Annotated in this window: 12 protein-coding genes, 1 tRNA gene and 2 rRNA genes; 9 read left to right on the top strand and 6 right to left on the bottom strand. The window is 61.9% G+C overall.

Annotated elements, in window-relative coordinates; all coding sequences use genetic code 11:
• From rrf (ACJ8HH_RS23630) to aceK, 7 genes are all read left to right on the top strand, one after another.
• Window positions 1-112 (top strand): 5S ribosomal RNA (gene rrf, locus ACJ8HH_RS23630); the annotation flags it as partial.
• Between the two features lie 14 nt (window positions 113-126).
• Window positions 127-202 (top strand) — tRNA-Thr (locus ACJ8HH_RS23625).
• Between the two features lie 45 nt (window positions 203-247).
• Window positions 248-363 (top strand): 5S ribosomal RNA (gene rrf / locus ACJ8HH_RS23620).
• A gap of 200 nt (window positions 364-563) precedes the next feature.
• Window positions 564-1,493 carry a homoserine O-acetyltransferase MetA gene (gene metA / locus ACJ8HH_RS23615; RefSeq protein ID WP_033654730.1) on the top strand — a complete coding sequence of 310 codons (930 nt, stop codon included), beginning with the start codon at window positions 564-566 and terminating at the stop codon, window positions 1,491-1,493.
• A 374-nt stretch (window positions 1,494-1,867) separates the two neighbouring features.
• On the top strand, window positions 1,868-3,466 hold the full coding sequence (gene aceB, locus ACJ8HH_RS23610) for a malate synthase A (RefSeq protein ID WP_060426892.1): 1,599 nt from the start codon (window positions 1,868-1,870) through the stop codon (window positions 3,464-3,466).
• Window positions 3,467-3,507: 41 nt separating this feature from the next.
• Complete coding sequence (gene aceA / locus ACJ8HH_RS23605; protein WP_004936630.1) at window positions 3,508-4,815, top strand: isocitrate lyase; 1,308 nt, start codon at window positions 3,508-3,510, stop codon at window positions 4,813-4,815.
• A 69-nt stretch (window positions 4,816-4,884) separates the two neighbouring features.
• Window positions 4,885-6,639 carry a bifunctional isocitrate dehydrogenase kinase/phosphatase gene (aceK, locus tag ACJ8HH_RS23600; RefSeq protein WP_197766329.1) on the top strand — a complete coding sequence of 585 codons (1,755 nt, stop codon included), beginning with the start codon at window positions 4,885-4,887 and terminating at the stop codon, window positions 6,637-6,639.
• A gap of 1 nt (window position 6,640) precedes the next feature.
• Here the strand turns inward: aceK and ACJ8HH_RS23595 are convergent, their stop codons facing one another.
• The 5 genes from ACJ8HH_RS23595 to iclR form a co-directional block, all read right to left on the bottom strand.
• The gene (locus tag ACJ8HH_RS23595) at window positions 6,641-7,282 is read right to left on the bottom strand and encodes a bifunctional 4-hydroxy-2-oxoglutarate aldolase/2-dehydro-3-deoxy-phosphogluconate aldolase (RefSeq protein ID WP_033649689.1); all 642 of its coding nucleotides are present in this window, start codon (window positions 7,280-7,282) and stop codon (window positions 6,641-6,643) included.
• Window positions 7,283-7,336: 54 nt separating this feature from the next.
• The gene (edd, locus tag ACJ8HH_RS23590) at window positions 7,337-9,151 is read right to left on the bottom strand and encodes a phosphogluconate dehydratase (protein ID WP_041036924.1); all 1,815 of its coding nucleotides are present in this window, start codon (window positions 9,149-9,151) and stop codon (window positions 7,337-7,339) included.
• Window positions 9,152-9,249: 98 nt separating this feature from the next.
• The gene (gene gntU / locus ACJ8HH_RS23585; RefSeq protein WP_033649721.1) at window positions 9,250-10,587 is read right to left on the bottom strand and encodes a gluconate transporter; all 1,338 of its coding nucleotides are present in this window, start codon (window positions 10,585-10,587) and stop codon (window positions 9,250-9,252) included.
• Window positions 10,584-11,123, bottom strand: a complete 540-nt coding sequence (gntK, locus tag ACJ8HH_RS23580) for a gluconokinase (protein ID WP_004936645.1) — start codon at window positions 11,121-11,123, stop codon at window positions 10,584-10,586. The genes gntU and gntK overlap by 4 nt, the downstream gene beginning before the upstream one ends.
• 253 nt (window positions 11,124-11,376) lie before the next feature.
• Entirely contained in the window at window positions 11,377-12,207 is an 831-nt protein-coding gene (gene iclR / locus ACJ8HH_RS23575) for a glyoxylate bypass operon transcriptional repressor IclR (RefSeq protein ID WP_004936648.1), read from the bottom strand.
• Between the two features lie 195 nt (window positions 12,208-12,402).
• Between iclR and metH the strand changes: the two genes are divergently transcribed.
• Entirely contained in the window at window positions 12,403-16,098 is a 3,696-nt protein-coding gene (gene metH, locus ACJ8HH_RS23570) for a methionine synthase (RefSeq protein WP_101456362.1), read from the top strand.
• A gap of 36 nt (window positions 16,099-16,134) precedes the next feature.
• Here metH and ACJ8HH_RS23565 read toward each other — a convergent pair whose 3' ends face one another.
• A complete protein-coding gene (locus ACJ8HH_RS23565) occupies window positions 16,135-16,845 on the bottom strand; it encodes a UTRA domain-containing protein (RefSeq protein ID WP_033649693.1) in 711 nt (236 codons plus the stop codon).
• A gap of 193 nt (window positions 16,846-17,038) precedes the next feature.
• Between ACJ8HH_RS23565 and ACJ8HH_RS23560 the strand changes: the two genes are divergently transcribed.
• Window positions 17,039-18,100: an ABC transporter substrate-binding protein gene (locus ACJ8HH_RS23560; RefSeq protein ID WP_043148092.1), complete on the top strand. Its 1,062-nt coding sequence runs from the start codon at window positions 17,039-17,041 to the stop codon at window positions 18,098-18,100.
• Window positions 18,101-18,109: the final 9 nt, after the last annotated feature.

Below are 18,109 nucleotides of genomic sequence, written 5' to 3'. Positions count from 1 at the left end.
GCGGCAATAGCGCGGTGGTCCCACCTGACCCCATGCCGAACTCAGAAGTGAAACGCCGTAGCGCCGATGGTAGTGTGGGGTCTCCCCATGCGAGAGTAGGACACTGCCAGGCATCAAATTAAGCGTGCTGATATGGCTCAGTTGGTAGAGCGCACCCTTGGTAAGGGTGAGGTCCCCAGTTCGACTCTGGGTATCAGCACCACTTTATTTAAAGTGGGTTTAGAAGTTCGGCAGAAAAAAGAATTTGCTTGGCGGCAATAGCGCGGTGGTCCCACCTGACCCCATGCCGAACTCAGAAGTGAAACGCCGTAGCGCCGATGGTAGTGTGGGGTCTCCCCATGCGAGAGTAGGACACTGCCAAGCATCAAATAAGCCAAGAGGCCATCCGAAAGGATGGCCTTTTTGCTTTTCAGTCCTTTTACTCTCTCTACTCATATCTTGGCGCAGATCGCGCAATGAAACATTTTCACCTTTCCGCTGAATGCTCGACAGCGACGGAAAAAAACGCTATCTTTGGGCATCTAGAAGTCTAAACGTATAAATGGATGTGTGAGGGTTAAGCAATGCCGATTCGTGTTCCTGATGAGTTACCTGCGGTCAATTTCTTGCGCGGTGAGAATGTTTTCGTGATGACATCCTCGCGGGCAAAAACACAGGAAATCAGGCCACTGAAAGTGCTGATCCTCAACCTGATGCCAAAGAAGATCGAAACGGAAAACCAGTTTCTGCGCCTGTTGTCCAACTCGCCGCTGCAGATTGATATCCAGTTGCTGCGTATCGACAGCCGCGAATCGAAGAACACGCCGGCCGAGCATCTGAATAACTTCTACTGCGACTTCGAGGATATCCAGAACGAGAACTTCGATGGTCTGATCGTCACCGGCGCGCCGCTGGGGCTGGTCGATTTCTGCGATGTTGCCTATTGGCCACAGATCGAGCGCGTGATCGACTGGGCCAAGCACCACGTTACCTCCACGCTGTTCGTGTGCTGGGCGGTACAGGCGGCGTTGAATATTCTGTATGGCATTCCCAAGATGACGCGCGAAGTGAAGCTCTCCGGCGTTTACCCGCACCAAACGCTACAGCAGCATGCGTTGCTGACGCGCGGCTTCGACGAAAGTTTCCTGGCGCCGCATTCACGCTATGCCGATTTCCCGACCGAGGTGATTCGCCAATATACCGACCTGGATATTCTGGCCGAATCCGAACAGGCGGGCGCCTACCTGTTCGCCAGCAGGGATAAGCGCCTGGCGTTCGTCACCGGCCATCCGGAGTATGATGCGCTGACCCTGGCGGGGGAGTATTGTCGCGACCACGAAGCTGGCCTCGATCCCGCCGTTCCGCTCAACTACTTCCCCGATGACAACCCCGCACTGACACCGAAAGCCACCTGGCGCAGCCATGGCCATCTGCTGTTTTCCAACTGGCTCAACTATTACGTCTACCAGATCACGCCGTACGATCTGCGTCATATGAATCCGACGCTCGACTGATCTTTTCTGCCTGCCGGCGGCTGAATCGAGGCCGCCGCTCCGTTGATCCTCTGCAAGATCCTCTTTTTATCCGACACTTATCCAATAAATTCTTTGTTCAACAAGGCGTTAGTGCGTCTTCATAAAGTTACTGGAAGCGATTTCCTTACCTGTCATTATTGTTATTTTATCTAACCAATTGATAATAAAGTGTTAATAAAATATTTAATAATAAAATGGAAATGGTTTTTGATTTTTATTTTTTGTTGAGTATTCTTAAAGCTATCGGGATGAGATCTGACCAGTTGAGGATCGTTTCATCCGCCCTGATCCACAGTGATTTCTGATGAAAATGCGCCGGTCGCGCGGGCGCAACGATGGGAAGGAGCAAGGTCATGACGCAACAGATAGCAGGCACGGAGTTAAGGTTTACGCAGGGTTTCGCCGCAGCGGAGCGCCAGGTGTTGACCGATGAAGCGGTTGAATTCCTGGCGGAACTGGTGGGGAAATTCACGCCGCGGCGCAACGAGCTGCTGGCGGCGCGTGTCCGCTGGCAGCAAAATATCGATCGCGGCGAACTGCCGGGGTTTATTTCGGAAACCACTTCCATTCATGAAGGTGACTGGCAGATCCGCGGCATTCCGCAAGATCTGCGTGACCGTCGGGTCGAGATCACCGGGCCGGTTGAGCGCAAGATGGTGATCAATGCGCTTAATGCCAACGTAAAAGTGTTCATGGCGGACTTCGAAGACTCGCTGGCGCCAAGCTGGGACAAAGTTATCGACGGCCAAATTAACCTGCACGATGCGGTTAACGGCACCATTTCCTACACCAATGAAGCCGGCAAGATCTACCAGTTGAAGCCGAACCCGGCGGTATTGATCGCTCGCGTGCGCGGCCTGCATCTGCCGGAGAAGCACGTACTGTGGCGTGATGAAGCCATTCCCGGCGGCCTGTTCGATTTCGCGCTGTACTTCTACCACAACTATCGCCAACTGTTGGCCAAGGGCAGCGGCCCGTATTTCTACCTGCCGAAAACCCAGTCCTGGGAAGAAGCGGCCTGGTGGAGCGATGTCTTCAGCTTTACCGAGGATCGTTTCGATCTGCCGCGCGGCACCATCAAAGCGACCGTGCTGATCGAAACCCTGCCGGCGGTGTTCCAGATGGACGAAATTCTCTACCACCTGCGCGATCACATCGTGGGTCTGAACTGCGGCCGCTGGGATTACATCTTCAGCTACATCAAAACGCTGAAGAATCACGGCGATCGCGTGCTGCCGGATCGTCAGTCGGTGACCATGGAGAAACCTTTCCTCAGCGCCTATTCGCGCCTGCTGATCAAAACCTGTCATAAGCGCGGCGCGTTCGCCATGGGCGGCATGGCAGCGTTTATCCCGAGCAAAGACGCCGAGAAAAACGCCTGGGTGCTGAACAAGGTGCGGGCGGACAAAGAGCTGGAGGCCAACAACGGCCACGATGGCACCTGGGTGGCGCACCCGGGGCTGGCGGACACGGTGATGGAAGTGTTCGGCAAAGCGCTGGGCGATCGCCAAAACCAGCTGGAGGTGCTGCGTGAGCAAGACGCGCCGATCAGCGCCGCACAGCTGCTGGAACCGTGCGACGGCGAGCGCACCGAGGCGGGGATGCGCGCCAATATCCGCGTGGCGGTGCAGTACATCGAAGCCTGGATCTCCGGCAACGGTTGCGTGCCGATTTACGGTTTGATGGAAGATGCGGCCACGGCGGAAATCTCCCGTACGTCAATCTGGCAGTGGATCCACCACGAGAAGAGCCTGAGCGATGGGCGCCCGGTCACCAAGGCACTGTTCCGCCAGATGCTGCAAGAAGAGATGTTGGTGGTGCGTGAAGAAGTGGGGGAAGCGCGCTTTAACGCCGGCCGGTTCGAAGAGGCGGCGCGCCTGATGGAGCGCATCACCACGCAAGATGAATTAATCGATTTCCTGACGCTGCCCGGCTATGAGCTGCTGGCCTGAGTTTTCCCAATTAACCCTACACGACTGAAAGGATAAAAATTATGTCTACCTCTCGCTCTCAACAGATCCAGCAGCTGGAACAGGAATGGAAATCGGCCCGTTGGGAAGGCATCACCCGCCCTTACAGCGCCGAAGACGTGATCAACCTGCGCGGTTCGGTCAACCCGGAATGCACTCTGGCGCAAAACGGTGCCGCCAAACTGTGGGCGTTGCTGAACGGCAAGGCGCGCAAAGGCTACGTGAACTGCCTGGGCGCGCTGACCGGCGGCCAGGCGCTGCAGCAGGCCAAAGCCGGCGTCGAGGCTATCTACCTGTCCGGTTGGCAGGTGGCGGCGGACGCCAACAGCGCAGCGGCCATGTACCCTGACCAGTCGCTGTATCCGGTGGACTCGGTGCCGAAGGTGGTCGAGCGCATCAACAATACCTTCCGTCGCGCCGATCAGATCCAATGGGCGAACCAGATTGAGCCGGGCAGCAAAGGCTACACCGATTATTTCCTGCCGATCGTCGCCGATGCGGAAGCCGGCTTCGGCGGCGTGCTGAACGCCTTCGAGCTGATGAAAGCGATGATCACCGCCGGCGCCGCCGGGGTACACTTTGAAGACCAGCTGGCGGCGGTGAAGAAATGCGGCCATATGGGCGGCAAAGTGCTGGTGCCGACGCAGGAAGCGATTCAGAAGCTGGTCGCCGCGCGCCTGGCGGCCGACGTGCTCGGCGTGCCGACGCTGGTGATCGCCCGCACCGACGCCGATGCGGCCGACCTGCTGACCTCCGATTGCGATCCGTATGACAGCGCCTTCGTCACCGGCGAGCGCACGGCGGAAGGCTTCTTCCGCACCCATGCCGGCGTCGAGCAGGCGATCAGCCGCGGCCTGGCTTATGCCCCTTACGCGGACATGGTGTGGTGCGAAACCTCTACGCCGGATCTGGATGCCGCCCAGCGCTTCGCCGACGCCATCCACGCCAAATACCCGGGCAAGCTGCTGGCCTACAACTGCTCGCCGTCGTTCAACTGGAAAAAGAACCTCGACGACCAGACCATCGCCCGCTTCCAGCAGGCGCTGTCGGACATGGGCTACAAGTATCAGTTCATTACGCTGGCGGGCATCCACAGCATGTGGTTCAACATGTTCGACCTGGCGCACGCCTATGCGCAGGGCGAGGGCATGAAACACTACGTCGAGAAGGTGCAGCAGGCGGAGTTCGCCGCGGTGGATCGCGGTTACACCTTCGCGTCGCATCAGCAAGAGGTGGGCACCGGCTACTTCGACAAGGTCACCACCATTATTCAGGGCGGCGCCTCTTCGGTCACTGCGCTGACCGGTTCGACGGAAGAACAGCAGTTCTGATGCGGCAAGCTTGAAGACGTTTCATCCGGAGCCTGCATGCGCAGGCTTCTTTTTCTGGCGGGGGTAAGGATGGCGGCAAAACTGGAGTTGTTGATCGCACAGACGATCCTGCAAGGCTTCGATGCGCAGTACGGCCGCTTTCTGGAAGTGACCGCCGGCGCGCAGCAGCGCTTCGAGCAGGCGGACTGGCCGGCGGTGCAGCGGGCGATGAAAAAGCGCATCCATCTGTATGACCATCACGTCGGCCTGGTGGTGGAGCAGCTCAAATGCATCACCGGGCAGAAATACTTCGACGCCGACTTCCCCAGCCGGGTCAAAGCGGTCTATATCGACCTGCTGCCGGACTACCCGCGCTTCGAGATCGCCGAAAGCTTCTTTAACTCGGTCTACTGCCGGCTGTTCAAGCACCGCGATCTGACGCCGGACAAGCTGTTCGTGTTCAGTTCGCAGCCGGAGCGGCGCTTTCGCGACATTCCGCGTCCGCTGGCGCGCGATTTCACCCCCAATGGCGATCTGCCGGCGATGCTGCGCAGCGTGCTGAGCGATCTGCCGCTGCGGCTGCCGTGGGAGGATTTGACGCGCGATATTCACTACATCACTCAGGCGCTGCAACGCGCCTTCAGCGCACAGCAGTTGGCGGGGGCAACCTTCCAGATCGCCAACGAACTGTTCTATCGCAACAAGGCCGCCTGGCTGGTCGGCAAGCTGCGTCTGGCCGACGGCGTTTATCCGTTCTTGCTGCCTATCCACCACAGCGAGTCGGGCGCGCTGTTTATCGACGCCTGCCTGACCGGTAAGGCCGAGGCCAGCATCGTCTTCGGCTTCGCCCGATCTTATTTCATGGTCTATGCGCCGCTGCCGGCGGCGATGGTGGAGTGGCTGCGCGAGATCCTGCCGGGCAAGACCACCGCCGAGCTGTACATGGCGATCGGCTGCCAGAAGCACGGCAAAACCGAATGCTATCGCGAATACCTGACCTTTATGGCGCAGTCGCAGGAGCAGTTCATTATCGCGCCGGGGGTGAAGGGCATGGTGATGCTGGTGTTCACCCTGCCATCCTTCGATCGGGTGTTTAAAGTGATTAAAGACGAATTCGCCCCGCAAAAAGAGGTGACGCAGGCACAGGTGATGGCCTGCTATCAGCTGGTGAAAGAGCATGACCGCGTCGGGCGCATGGCGGATACCCAGGAGTACGAGAATTTCGTCGTCGACAAGGCGCGCCTCAGTCCGGCGCTGTTGGCGGAGCTGCAGCGTGAAGTGCCGGGCAAGCTGGAAGATCTCGGCGATCGCATCGTGATCAAGCATCTGTATATGGAGAGGCGCATGACGCCGCTGAACCTGTATCTGGAGCAGGCCAACGACCAGCAGATGCGCGATGCGATCGAAGAGTACGGCAATGCCATCAAGCAGCTGGCCGCCGCCAATATCTTCCCCGGCGACATGCTGTTCAAGAACTTTGGCGTGACGCGCCACGGGCGGGTGGTGTTCTACGACTACGACGAAATTTGCTACATGACCGAGGTCAACTTCCGCGACATTCCGCCGCCGCGCTATCCGGAGGACGAGCTGGCCAGCGAGCCGTGGTACAGCATCGCGCCCAACGACGTGTTCCCGGAGGAATTCCGCCACTTCCTGTGCGGCGATCGGCGCATTCGGCAGGTGTTTGAAGAATTGCACAGCGATCTGTTTACCGCGGAGTATTGGCGCGGGTTACAGCAACGCATCCGCGAGGGGCACGTGGAAGACGTGTTCGCTTACCGCAAGAAGCAGCGGTTCAGCCAGCGCAGCGGGGCGGCGCTGCTGGCCGCCACCGCTGCGATGTAAATCAGGCCTGGGCGCCCGCGACGGCGGCGCGCGCCAGTTCGGTGATGCGCGCGTAGTCGCCGCTTTCCAGCGCGTCCGCCGGCACCAGCCAGGAGCCGCCGATGCACAGCACGCTTTTCAGCGCCAGATAGCTGCGGTAGTTGTCCGGCGAGATGCCGCCGGTCGGGCAGAAGCGCACCTGCGGGAACGGGCCGCCGATCGCCTGCAGCGCTTTTACGCCACCGTTGGCTTCCGCCGGGAAGAATTTAAACTCGCGCAGGCCGTAATCCATGCCCAGCATCAGTTCGGAAACGGTGCTGATGCCCGGAATAAGCGGAATGGACCCGGCGGTGGCCGCCTTGAGCAGCTCGTCGGTCAGCCCCGGGCTGATGGCGAACTGCGCGCCGGCCTCGGTCACTTCACGCAGCTGCTGCGGATTGATCACGGTACCGGCGCCGATGATCGCTTCCGGCACTTCTTGGGCGATGGCGCGAATGGCGTCCATGGCGCAGGCGGTGCGCAGCGTCACTTCCAACACCCGCACGCCGCCGGCGACCAGCGCTTTCGCCAACGGCACCGCATGTTCCAGCTTGTTGATCACGATCACCGGCACCACCGGCCCCGCCGTCAGGATCTGCTCGGCGCTTGTTTTCCACTTGTTCATGATGACGTTCTCCTTTGTGGCCGCCGCCAGGCGGCGATGCGGCCAGGCTATCGATTAAAATGTGATGCAGCAGGCGCCCTGCTCGGCGCCGGACAGCTGGCTGCGCAGCGCGCCGAACAGCTCGCGGCCGCAGCCGATGTGTTCTGCGCTCAGATCGGGTTGGCACGGCGTGCGCTGGGCCAGTTCGTCGGCGTCGACCAGTACCTGCAGCTCGCCGCTGCGGCCGTTGACGCGGATCGGATCGCCGTCGCGCACTTTCGCCAGCAGGCCGCCGGTATAGGCTTCCGGGGTGACGTGGATGGCGGAAGGCACCTTGCCGGAGGCGCCTGACAGGCGGCCGTCGGTCACCAGCGCCACTTTGAAGCCGCGATCCATCAGCACGCCCAGCGGCGGCATCAGCTTGTGCAACTCCGGCATACCGTTGGCCTGTGGCCCCTGGAAGCGCACCACCACCACGCAATCGCGATCCAACTTGCCGGCTTCAAACGCCGGCACGATGTCGTGCTGGCTGTCGAACACCACCGCCGGCGCTTCGATAATCTGGTTGTCGGCGGGCACCGCCGAGGTTTTCATCACCGCACGGCCCAGATTGCCGGCCATCACTTTGGTGCCGCCGTGATGTTCAAACGGCTGAGCGACGCTGGCGATCACGCTGGCGTCGAGCGAGCCGGCCACGCCTTCGCGCCACACCAGCTGGCCATTATCCAGCCACGGTTCCTGGGTGTAGCGGTGCAGGCCGAAACCGGCCACGGTGTGCACGTCTTCGTGCAGCAGCCCGTGTTGCAACAGCTCACGCACCACCAGCGGCACGCCGCCGGCGGCCTGGAACTGGTTGATGTCGGCCGGGCCGTTCGGGTAGATGCGACACAGCAGCGGCACCGCCTCCGACAGCTCCGAGAAATCGTCCCAGGTGATGATGATGCCCGCTGCGCGCGCCATCGCCACCAGATGCATGGTCAGGTTGGTGGAGCCGCCGGTGGCCAGCAGCGAGACGATGCCGTTCACCACCACTTTCTCGTCCACCAGGCGGCCGATCGGCAGGTAGTTGCCGGCGGTGTCGGTCAGCCGGGTCACCTGGCGCGCAGCGGCGTCGTTCAGCGCGTCGCGCAGCGGCGTATCCGGATGCACGAAAGAGGCGCCCGGCAGGTGCAGGCCCATCACTTCCATCACCATCTGGTTGGTGTTGGCGGTGCCGTAGAAGGTGCAGGTGCCGATGCCGTGATAGGAGGCGGCCTCGGCTTCCAGCAGCGCCAGACGATCGGCCTTGCCCTCGGCGTACAGTTGGCGCACGCGCACCTTTTCCTTGTTCGGCAGGCCGCTGCTCATCGGGCCGGCCGGCACGAACAGCGCGGGCAGGTGGCCGAAGGAGAGGGCGGCCATCACCAGCCCGGGCACGATCTTGTCGCAGATGCCGAGGAACAGCGCGCCGTCGAACATATTGTGCGACAGGCCGACGGCGGCCGACATGGCGATCACGTCACGGCTCATCAGCGACAGCTCCATGCCGTCCTGCCCCTGTGTCACGCCGTCGCACATCGCCGGCACGCCGCCGGCCACCTGGCCAACGGCGCCCACCGCCTTCAGCGCCTGCTTCAGCCGCTGCGGGTAGTGTTCGTACGGCTGGTGGGCCGACAGCATGTCGTTGTAGGCGGTGATGATGGCGATATCGCTGCGCACCATGTTTTTCAGCGCCGTCTTGTCATCGGGCTGACAGGCGGCGAAGCCGTGGGCCAGGTTGCCGCAGGCCAGCTGCGCGCGGTGGACGGTTTGGGAACGGGCCGCCTCGATGCGCGCCAGATAGGCGGCGCGGCTGGCCTGGGAACGGTGGATGATGCGCTGCGTGACACGGGACAAGGTTGGGTTAATCATGCCTTCCTCACATTGCTGTTGTTATAGTCGCCGCCTGTGGCGGTGCCCCCGGGGATGATTTGCAGCCCTGGTGTGCAAGGCCGGGGGCGATTTAGGATTTAAAACATCGTGAATGCAATCATGCCGATAGCGCCGCCGACGCTGCCCAGAATCGTTTCCATCACCGTCCAGGTTTTCAGCGTTTGCAGTTCGTTGGCGCCGGTGAATTTGCCGAACAGCCAAAAACCGGCGTCGTTGACGTGGCTCAGCACGATGGAGCCGCCGGCGATGCAGATAGCCAGCGCGGCCAGCTGCCCGCCGTTCAGCCCGAGCTGGCTGGTGACCGGCAGCACCAGGCCGACGGTGGTCAGACAGGCGACGGTGGCCGAGCCCTGAATCACCCGCACCATGGCGGAGAGCGCAAAGGCGGCCACGGCGATCGGCAGGCCGGCGCCGATCATCGCGTCACCCAGCGCCGGCCCTACGCCGGAATCCACCAGGATCTGTTTGAACACCCCGCCGGCGCCGGTCATCAGCAGGATGATCCCGGCCGGTTGCACCGCGGCGGAGCAGATGGCCAGCGTCTGTTCGTTGCTCATGCCGCGCGGCTTCGCCAGGCCGTAAATCACGATCAGGCAGGCCAGCAGAATGGCGGTGAACGGGTGGCCGATAAACTCCAGCCACTGCTGCAGTTGCGAGCCGGGGGTGACCAGCCGCGCGCCGATGGTCTTCATGCCGACCAGCACCAGCGGGCACAGCACCAGCGCCAGGCTGAAGCCGAACGACGGCAGATTGCCCTTGGTCAACGTCGGCTCGTTCTCTTCCGGTGGCATCGGCCAGTTGACGAAGCGGCTGATAAAGCTGCCGTACAGCGGGCCGGCGATCAGCATGCCGATCACCGCCGCCACCAGGCCGATGGCGATCATCCAGCCGAAGTCGGCCTTCATCTGCGAAGCCAGCAGCATCGGCACCGGCCCCGGCAGCAGGAAGGAGGCGGCGGCGGCCACGCCGGCGAACAGCGGAATGGCCAGCTTGACGATATTGCCGTCGGTGCGGCGCGCCACGGCGAACACGATGCCGATCAGCAGCACCACCGCCACGTCGAAGAACAGCGGCAGCGCGCAGATCAGGCCGGCGATGCCGAGCGCGTAGTGCGCCTTGCTTTGTCCGAATCGTTTCAGCAATTGCGCCGCAATTTGATCGAGCGCGCCGACCTCATGCAGGATCTTGCCGAACATTGCCCCGAGCGCCACCACGATCGCCAGGAAGCCCAGCGTGTCGCCCATGCCTTTTTGCATGGTGTCGGCAATATGGTCCAGCGGCATGCCGGAGAAGATGCCGGCGGCGATGGACACCAGCATCAGCGCGACGAAGGCGTGCATGCGCGCCTTCATCACCAGGAATAACAGCAGTAAAACCGAGCCGACTGCGGTACCGACCAGCGTTACGGTACTCACGCGCACACGTCCTGCGGCAGGAAGCTCTGGATATGGCGCACGGTATCGGCGATCACCGCGTCCAGCGGCTGGTTGATGTCGATCGCCATCACGTCGTTCTCGTCGGCGCCCGGCTGCTCCAGCGCGGCGAACTGGGTGACCAGCATCTGCGGTTTGAAGAAGTGGCCGTTACGCGCCGCCAGGCGGGATTCGATCACCGGGAACTCGCCGTGCAGATAGATGAACGACAGGTTGCCGTTGCCGGCGCGCAGGCGGTCGCGATACTGCTTTTTCAGCGCCGAGCAGACGATGATCGACACGTTGTTGGTGCGCTGCATGGCGAAGGCGGCGTCGTTGAGCGCGGCCAGCCACGGGGCGCGATCGTCGTCGTTCAACGCTTCGCCGGCGGCCATCTTCAGGATGTTGCTGCGCGGATGCAGGAAGTCGCCGTCGAGGAAGCCGGCGGAGAGTTGGCGGGCCGCGGCGGCGGCGACGGCGGACTTGCCGCTGCCGGAAACGCCCATAACGACGTAAATGCGATTTTGATTGTTGGTCATGGCTTGGCTCCAAAACACCGGGTGACGTTACCTTCGTTCAGCTTGTTTGTTACCGGTAACATGTTATCGGTAACATTGTCGAAGGAAGTTTGAGCGGTTGCAATGGGCTTTCGCCGTGAGGATCGCTAACTGTGATCGGCTTCAAGCTTTTTTCCCGTGCGCTACACAGGATGCCGATAGCCTGTTACATGCTGACAACAGAGCAAGGAATCAGGAGAGAGGGCGCGCAGGGGCGCCCCTCGGAGGGGTGGGATCAGCGCACGCCGCCGTAGGCCAGGCTGATCTCTTTCGCCGCGTGGATCACCAGCGCCCCCAGTTCGATCACGCGATCGTCGGTGATGCGCGACACCGGGCCGGAGATGGAGATGGCGGCGAAGGCTTCGCGGTGCTCGTCGAAGATGCAGGCCGCCACGCAGCGCAGGCCGAGCGCGTGTTCTTCGTCGTCAAAGGAGAAGCCCTGTTTGCGGATCTGCGCCAGCCCCTCTTTCAGGTTGTGCGGCGTCAGGGTGTGCGGTGTGTAGGTGTGCATGCCTTTCTTGTGCAGCAGTTTGGTTACCTGATCGTCCGGCAGGGTGGCGAGGAACGCCTTGCCGGCGCCGGAGGCGTGCATCGGCAGTTTGCCGCCGATCGGCGCCGACATGCGCATCAGCGCCGTACACTGCACCTGATCGATGATGATCGCCTGGTACTCGCTGGTATCCAGCACCGCCAGGTTGACGGTTTCGCCGGACTCTTCCATCAGGCGGCGCAGCGTCGGGTGCACCATCGCCAGCAGGTTGCGGCTTTGCAGGAAGCTGCTGCCGACCACAAAGGCGTGCGAGCCGATGGTCCACAGGCCGAGATCGCCGACCTGGCGCACGAATCCCTGCTGCTGCATGGTGGTGAGCAGGCGGTGAGTGGTGGAGTTCGGCAGGCCGGCCTGCTGGGCCAGATCGGTCAGCGCCACGTTGCCCTGGGCTTCCGAAATGTACTCCAACAGCTTCAGGCCACGGGTCAACGATTGTACCTGGCCGGTCGCCGCACTGGCGGCCGGGGCTGCTGCGCGGGGCTTCTTGCCGCGTTTGGCGGGAGCAGGGGTGGCCATGGGTAAGATTCCTTTTTCCGTATGATGGAATTCATTTTCGTTTTTTGTCGATGAATTGCAAGTCGCCGTCAGCTCATCGGAGGTGTTGGCGCACAACCTGAAAAACTCTCAATTGTCGTCTGGCCCTTTGTCCTTACAAGCTGTGCTAGGATGACTCGTTGGTTTTGCGGCAGTTGAGCAATGGGCTGGATGGCAATGGAAGGGGTTACAGTGACGAATCGAGTAGAACAACTGCGCCGCCAGTTAGCGCAGCGCATTTTGGTGTTGGACGGCGGTATGGGCACCATGATCCAGAGCTATCGTCTGGATGAGCGAGATTTCCGCGGTGAGCGTTTCGCCGACTGGCGCAGCGATCTGAAAGGCAATAACGATCTGCTGGTGCTGACCAAGCCGGAAGTGATCGCCGCCATTCATTACGCCTATCTCGAGGCGGGCGCCGATATCCTTGAAACCAATACCTTCAACTCCACCTCCATCGCCATGGCCGACTACCACATGGAGTCGCTGTCCGCCGAGATTAACTATCAGGCCGCCTGCCTGGCGCGCACCTGCGCCGACGAATGGACGGCGCGCACGCCGGAAAAACCGCGCTATGTCGCCGGGGTGTTGGGGCCGACCAACCGCACCGCGTCCATCTCGCCGAACGTCAACGATCCGGCGTTCCGCAACATCTCGTTCGACGAGCTGGTGACGGCTTACCGCGAATCGACCCGTGCGCTGGTGGAGGGCGGCGTCGATCTGATCATGATCGAAACCATCTTCGACACCCTGAATGCCAAGGCCGCCGCCTTTGCGGTGGAAACCGAATTCGAAGCGCTGGGGGTGGAACTGCCGATCATGATTTCCGGCACCATCACCGACGCCTCTGGCCGCACCCTGTCCGGCCAAACCACCGAAGCGTTTTACAATTCGCTGCGCCACGTCAAGCCGCTGACCTTCGGCCTGAACTGCGCCCTGGGCCCGGACGAACTGCGTCAGTACGTCGCCGAGCTGGCGCGCATCTCGGAGACCTACGTCACCGCGCACCCGAATGCCGGTTTGCCGAACGCCTTCGGCGAGTACGATCTGGATGCGGCCGAGATGGCGCGCCAGGTCGGGGAATGGGCGCAGGCCGGCTTCCTCAATATCATCGGCGGCTGCTGCGGCACCACGCCGGAACATATCGCCGCGATGGTCAACGCGGTCGAGGGCGTGCCGCCGCGCCGGCTGCCGGAGATCCCGGTTGCCTGCCGCCTGGCCGGTCTGGAACCGCTGACCATCGACGCCAACACCCTGTTCGTCAACGTCGGCGAGCGCACCAACGTCACCGGTTCGGCGCGATTCAAGCGCCTGATCAAAGAAGAGAAATACAACGAGGCGCTCGACGTGGCGCGCCAGCAGGTCGAGAGCGGCGCGCAGATCATCGACATCAACATGGACGAGGGGATGCTCGACGCCGAAGCGGCGATGGTGCGTTTCCTCAACCTGATCGCCGGCGAGCCGGATATCGCCCGGGTGCCGATCATGATCGACTCCTCCAAGTGGTCCGTTATCGAGAAAGGCCTGAAGTGCATACAGGGCAAGGGCATCGTTAACTCGATCTCGATGAAGGAAGGCGAAGAGGCTTTCATTCATCACGCCAAACTGGTGCGCCGCTACGGCGCTGCGGTGGTGGTGATGGCGTTCGACGAAGTGGGGCAGGCGGACACCCGCCAGCGCAAGTTCGAGATCTGCCGCCGCGCCTATAACATTCTGACCGAGCGCGTCGGCTTCCCGTCGGAAGACATCATTTTCGACCCGAACATTTTCGCCGTCGCTACCGGTATCGAAGAGCACAACAACTACGCCGTCGACTTTATCGAAGCCTGTGCCGACATCAAAACCCACCTGCCGCACGCGATGATCTCCGGCGGCGTGTCCAACGTGTCGTTCTCGTTCCGCGGCAACGATCCGGTGCGTGAAGCGATCCACGCGGTGTTCCTGTATCACGCCATTCGCAACGGCATGGACATGGGCATCGTCAACGCCGGGCAACTGGCGATTTATGACGATTTAAGCGCCGAGCTGCGCGACGCGGTGGAGGACGTGATCCTCAACCGTCGCGAGGACGGCACCGAACGCCTGCTGGAGCTGGCGGAAAAGTACCGTGGCAGCAAAGATAATGACGTGGCGGTGCAGCAGGCGGAGTGGCGCGGCTGGCCGGTGGAGAAACGGCTGGAGTATTCGCTGGTGAAGGGCATCACCGAATTTATTGAGCTGGACACCGAAGAAGCGCGGCAGCAGGCCGAACGCCCGATCGAAGTGATCGAAGGGCCGCTGATGGCGGGGATGAACGTGGTCGGCGATCTGTTCGGCGAGGGCAAGATGTTCCTGCCGCAGGTGGTGAAATCCGCCCGCGTGATGAAGCAGGCGGTGGCCTACCTGGAACCCTACATCGAGGCCAGCAAGCAGCAGGGCACCTCCGCGGGCAAAATCCTGTTGGCGACGGTGAAGGGCGACGTGCACGACATCGGCAAGAACATCGTCGGCGTGGTACTGCAGTGTAACAACTATGAAATCGTCGATCTGGGCGTGATGGTGCCGACGGAGAAAATCCTGCGCACCGCGCGCGAGGAGAACGTCGATATCATCGGCCTGTCGGGCCTGATCACGCCATCGCTGGACGAGATGGTCAACGTGGCCAAAGAGATGGAGCGCCAGGGCTTTACGCTGCCGCTGTTGATCGGCGGCGCCACCACCTCCAAGGCGCACACCGCGGTGAAGATCGAGCAGAACTACAGCGGCCCGACTACCTACGTGCAGAATGCTTCGCGCACCGTGGGCGTGGTGTCGGCGCTGCTGTCCGCCACCCAGCGCGACGAGTTTGTGGCGCGCACCCGCAAAGAGTATGAAACGGTGCGCATTCAGCATGCGCGCAAAAAGCCGCGCACGCCGCCGGTCGATTTGCAGAAGGCGCGCGCCAACGCCATGGCGCTGGACTGGGCCGACTATCAGCCGCCTGTGCCGCGGCAGCTCGGCGTGTTCCCGGTGGCGGCCGGCATCGAGACGCTGCGCCACTACATCGACTGGACGCCGTTCTTCATGACTTGGTCGCTGGCGGGCAAATACCCGCGCATCCTGGAAGACGAGGTGGTGGGGGAAGAGGCCAAGCGCCTGTTCCACGACGCCAATCAGATGCTGGATCGGCTGGCCGCCGAGCGCAGCCTCAACCCGCGCGGCGTTTACGGTCTGTTCCCGGCCAACCGCGTCGGCGATGACGTGGAGGTGTACCGCGACGAACGGCGTGACGAGGTGCTGGCGGTGAGCCGCCATCTGCGCCAGCAGACGGAAAAAACCGACTTCCCGAACTACTGCCTGGCGGACTTTGTGGCGCCGAAAAGCAGCGGCAAGGCCGACTACTTCGGCGCCTTCGCGGTGACCGGCGGGCTGGAGGAGGACGCGCTGGCGGCGGCGTACGACGCGCAGCACGACGATTACAACAAAATCATGGTCAAGGCGCTGGCGGATCGCCTGGCGGAGGCCTTCGCCGAATACCTGCATGAGCAGGTGCGCAAGCTGCACTGGGGCTATGCCGCCGACGAGAGCCTGAGCAACGAAGAGCTGATCCGCGAAAACTATCAGGGCATCCGGCCGGCGCCGGGCTACCCGGCCTGCCCGGAACACACCGAGAAAGCGACCATTTGGCAGCTGCTGGACGTCAACCGCCACACCAGCATGGAGCTGACGGAGTCCTTCGCCATGTGGCCGGGGGCGGCGGTGTCCGGCTGGTACTTCAGCCATCCTGAAAGCAAGTACTTCGCGGTGGCGCAGATCCAGCGCGATCAGGTGGAAGACTACGCGGCGCGTAAAGGGATGAGCGTGAGCGAGGTCGAACGCTGGCTGGCGCCTAACCTCGGCTACGACGCCGACTGATTTCCTCTTTAAGGGCGCAGCGATGCGTCCTTGTCATTACTGCGCTTCCACGTCGATGTGCAGCGCATCGTAACGCCAATACTCCAGGTCGCAATCGATCACCCGGTCGTGCTGATCGCGGTTCACCCGCGTAATGAACAGCGCCGGGCTGCCGTAGGTCACCTTCAGCATGGCGGCGGCCTGCTGCGGCAGCAGGGTGGGCAGCATGTCGAAACGCACCCGGCCGTAGTGAATGCCGTAGCGCGCGGCGTACAGCGCGGTCAGCGACTGGGTCAGATCTTCGTCCAGTATGCCGGGGAAGTAGGCCGGGTTGAGGTAGTGCTCGCAGTACAGCACCGCGCGCCCGTCGATGTAGCGCAGCCGGCGAATGCGATAGGCCTCGGCGCCGGGGGGCAGCGCCAGGCGGCCGGCCAGCGGCGCGTCGAGCGTGACTACCGCGCTGTCGATCGCCTCGGTATGGGCGGCGCGCCCCTGTTGCTGCGCCATGGCGTGAAAATGGCTGCGCTGCAGCGGGTTGTAGATAAGACGCGGGGGCGAAATGAACCAGCCGCGCCGCACCTGGCGGTAGATGACCCCCTGCGCCTCCAGTTGGCCGAGCGCCTCCTGCAAGGTAATGCGGGTGGTGGCGAACTGTTCGCTCAGGGCGCGTTCGGAGGGCAGCTTGCCGCCCACGGCGAACTCGCCTGCGGCGATGCGCGCGTTCAGTGTTTGGCAGATGGTGGCTACGGTCGTCGGTGCTTCACTCATACAGCGGGTGTCCCGTTTCAGTGCGTTTGGCCTCCCTTAAGGTAGACCAGCGTCGCGTTTTCGCCGTTGCAATGGGTGATAAAACCGTCGCTTTTTTAAGCTGACATATAATTATCACATTCGTCCGTTAGATTGGTTTGGTCCTTGCTGGACTAGTCCAGCCCTCCCCACACTACCACCTGGAGCATCAGTTATGAAACGTTTGTGCGCTTCTGTGTTAACCAGTGCCATCGTGTTATCCAGCCAGATGAGCTGGGCCGCGGATACCGATCTGGCGGCGCTGGAGCAGGCCGCGAAGAAAGAAGGCGAAGTCAACAGCGTCGGCATGCCGGACAGCTGGGCCAACTGGAAAGGCACCTGGCAAGATCTGTTGAGCAAATATGGCCTGAAGCATGTCGATACCGACATGAGCTCCGCGCAGGAGATCGCCAAATTCGATGCGGAAAAGAACAACGCCACGGCGGACATCGGTGACGTCGGCGCGGCCTTCGGCCCGGTGGCGGTGCAGAAGGGCGTGACGCAGCCGTACAAACCCTCTACCTGGGATCAGGTGCCGGAGTGGGCGAAAGACCAAGACGGCCACTGGGCGCTGGCTTACACCGGCACCATCGCCTTCATCATCAATAAACAGCAGGTGAAAGACATTCCGCACAGCTGGGCCGATCTGCTGAAGGGCAGCTATCAGGTCACCATCGGCGACGTCGGCACCGCGTCGCAGGCGGCCAGCGGCGTGCTGGCGGCCACCTACGCCATGGGCGGCAACGAGAAAAACCTCAAGCCGGGCCTGGAGTTCTTTGGCAAGCTGGCCAAGGCCGGCCGTCTGAGCCTGAGCAATCCGGTGATCGCATCGCTGGAGAAAGGGGAAGTGCAGGTTGGCGTGGTGTGGGACTTCAACGGCCTGAACTACCGCGATCAGATCGACAAAACCCGTTTTGAAGTGCTGATCCCGTCGGACGGCTCGATCACCTCCGGCTACACCACCATCATCAACAAATACGCCAAGCACCCGAACGCCGCCAAGCTGGCGCGCGAATACATCTTCTCCGACGCCGGCCAGATCAACCTGGCGCGCGGCTATGCGCGCCCGATCCGCGCCGAGCATCTGACGCTGCCGGAAGATGTCAAGGCCAAGCTGCTGCCGGCCGAGCAGTACAAGAACGCGCACCCGATCGCCGATCCGGCGGCCTGGGAACAGAGCGCCAAAGCGCTGCCGCGTCTGTGGCAGGAAAACGTCATTATGTTTATGCAACAGTGAGTTAACGCA

It is taken from the genome of Serratia sp. CY32780 (assembly GCF_052169135.1).
In the GTDB taxonomy this organism is placed as follows: Bacteria; Pseudomonadota; Gammaproteobacteria; order Enterobacterales; family Enterobacteriaceae; genus Serratia; species Serratia sarumanii.
Note: the sequence above shows the minus strand (reverse complement) of the source record. Positions and strands in the feature narration are given on the sequence as shown.

Bases quoted from the DNA above. Each gene is read 5' to 3' on its own strand.
- aceB (WP_060426892.1), top strand. From the start codon at position 1,868: ATGACGCAACAGATAGCAGGCACGGAGTTAAGGTTTACGCAGGGTTTC.
- ACJ8HH_RS23560 (WP_043148092.1), top strand. From the start codon at position 17,039: ATGAAACGTTTGTGCGCTTCTGTGTTAACCAGTGCCATCGTGTTATCC.
- metA (WP_033654730.1), top strand. From the start codon at position 564: ATGCCGATTCGTGTTCCTGATGAGTTACCTGCGGTCAATTTCTTGCGC.
- aceA (WP_004936630.1), top strand. From the start codon at position 3,508: ATGTCTACCTCTCGCTCTCAACAGATCCAGCAGCTGGAACAGGAATGG.
- edd (WP_041036924.1), bottom strand. From the start codon at position 9,151: ATGATTAACCCAACCTTGTCCCGTGTCACGCAGCGCATCATCCACCGT.
- ACJ8HH_RS23565 (WP_033649693.1), bottom strand. From the start codon at position 16,845: ATGAGTGAAGCACCGACGACCGTAGCCACCATCTGCCAAACACTGAAC.
- ACJ8HH_RS23595 (WP_033649689.1), bottom strand. From the start codon at position 7,282: ATGAACAAGTGGAAAACAAGCGCCGAGCAGATCCTGACGGCGGGGCCG.
- metH (WP_101456362.1), top strand. From the start codon at position 12,403: ATGGAAGGGGTTACAGTGACGAATCGAGTAGAACAACTGCGCCGCCAG.
- aceK (WP_197766329.1), top strand. From the start codon at position 4,885: ATGGCGGCAAAACTGGAGTTGTTGATCGCACAGACGATCCTGCAAGGC.
- gntK (WP_004936645.1), bottom strand. From the start codon at position 11,123: ATGACCAACAATCAAAATCGCATTTACGTCGTTATGGGCGTTTCCGGC.
- iclR (WP_004936648.1), bottom strand. From the start codon at position 12,207: ATGGCCACCCCTGCTCCCGCCAAACGCGGCAAGAAGCCCCGCGCAGCA.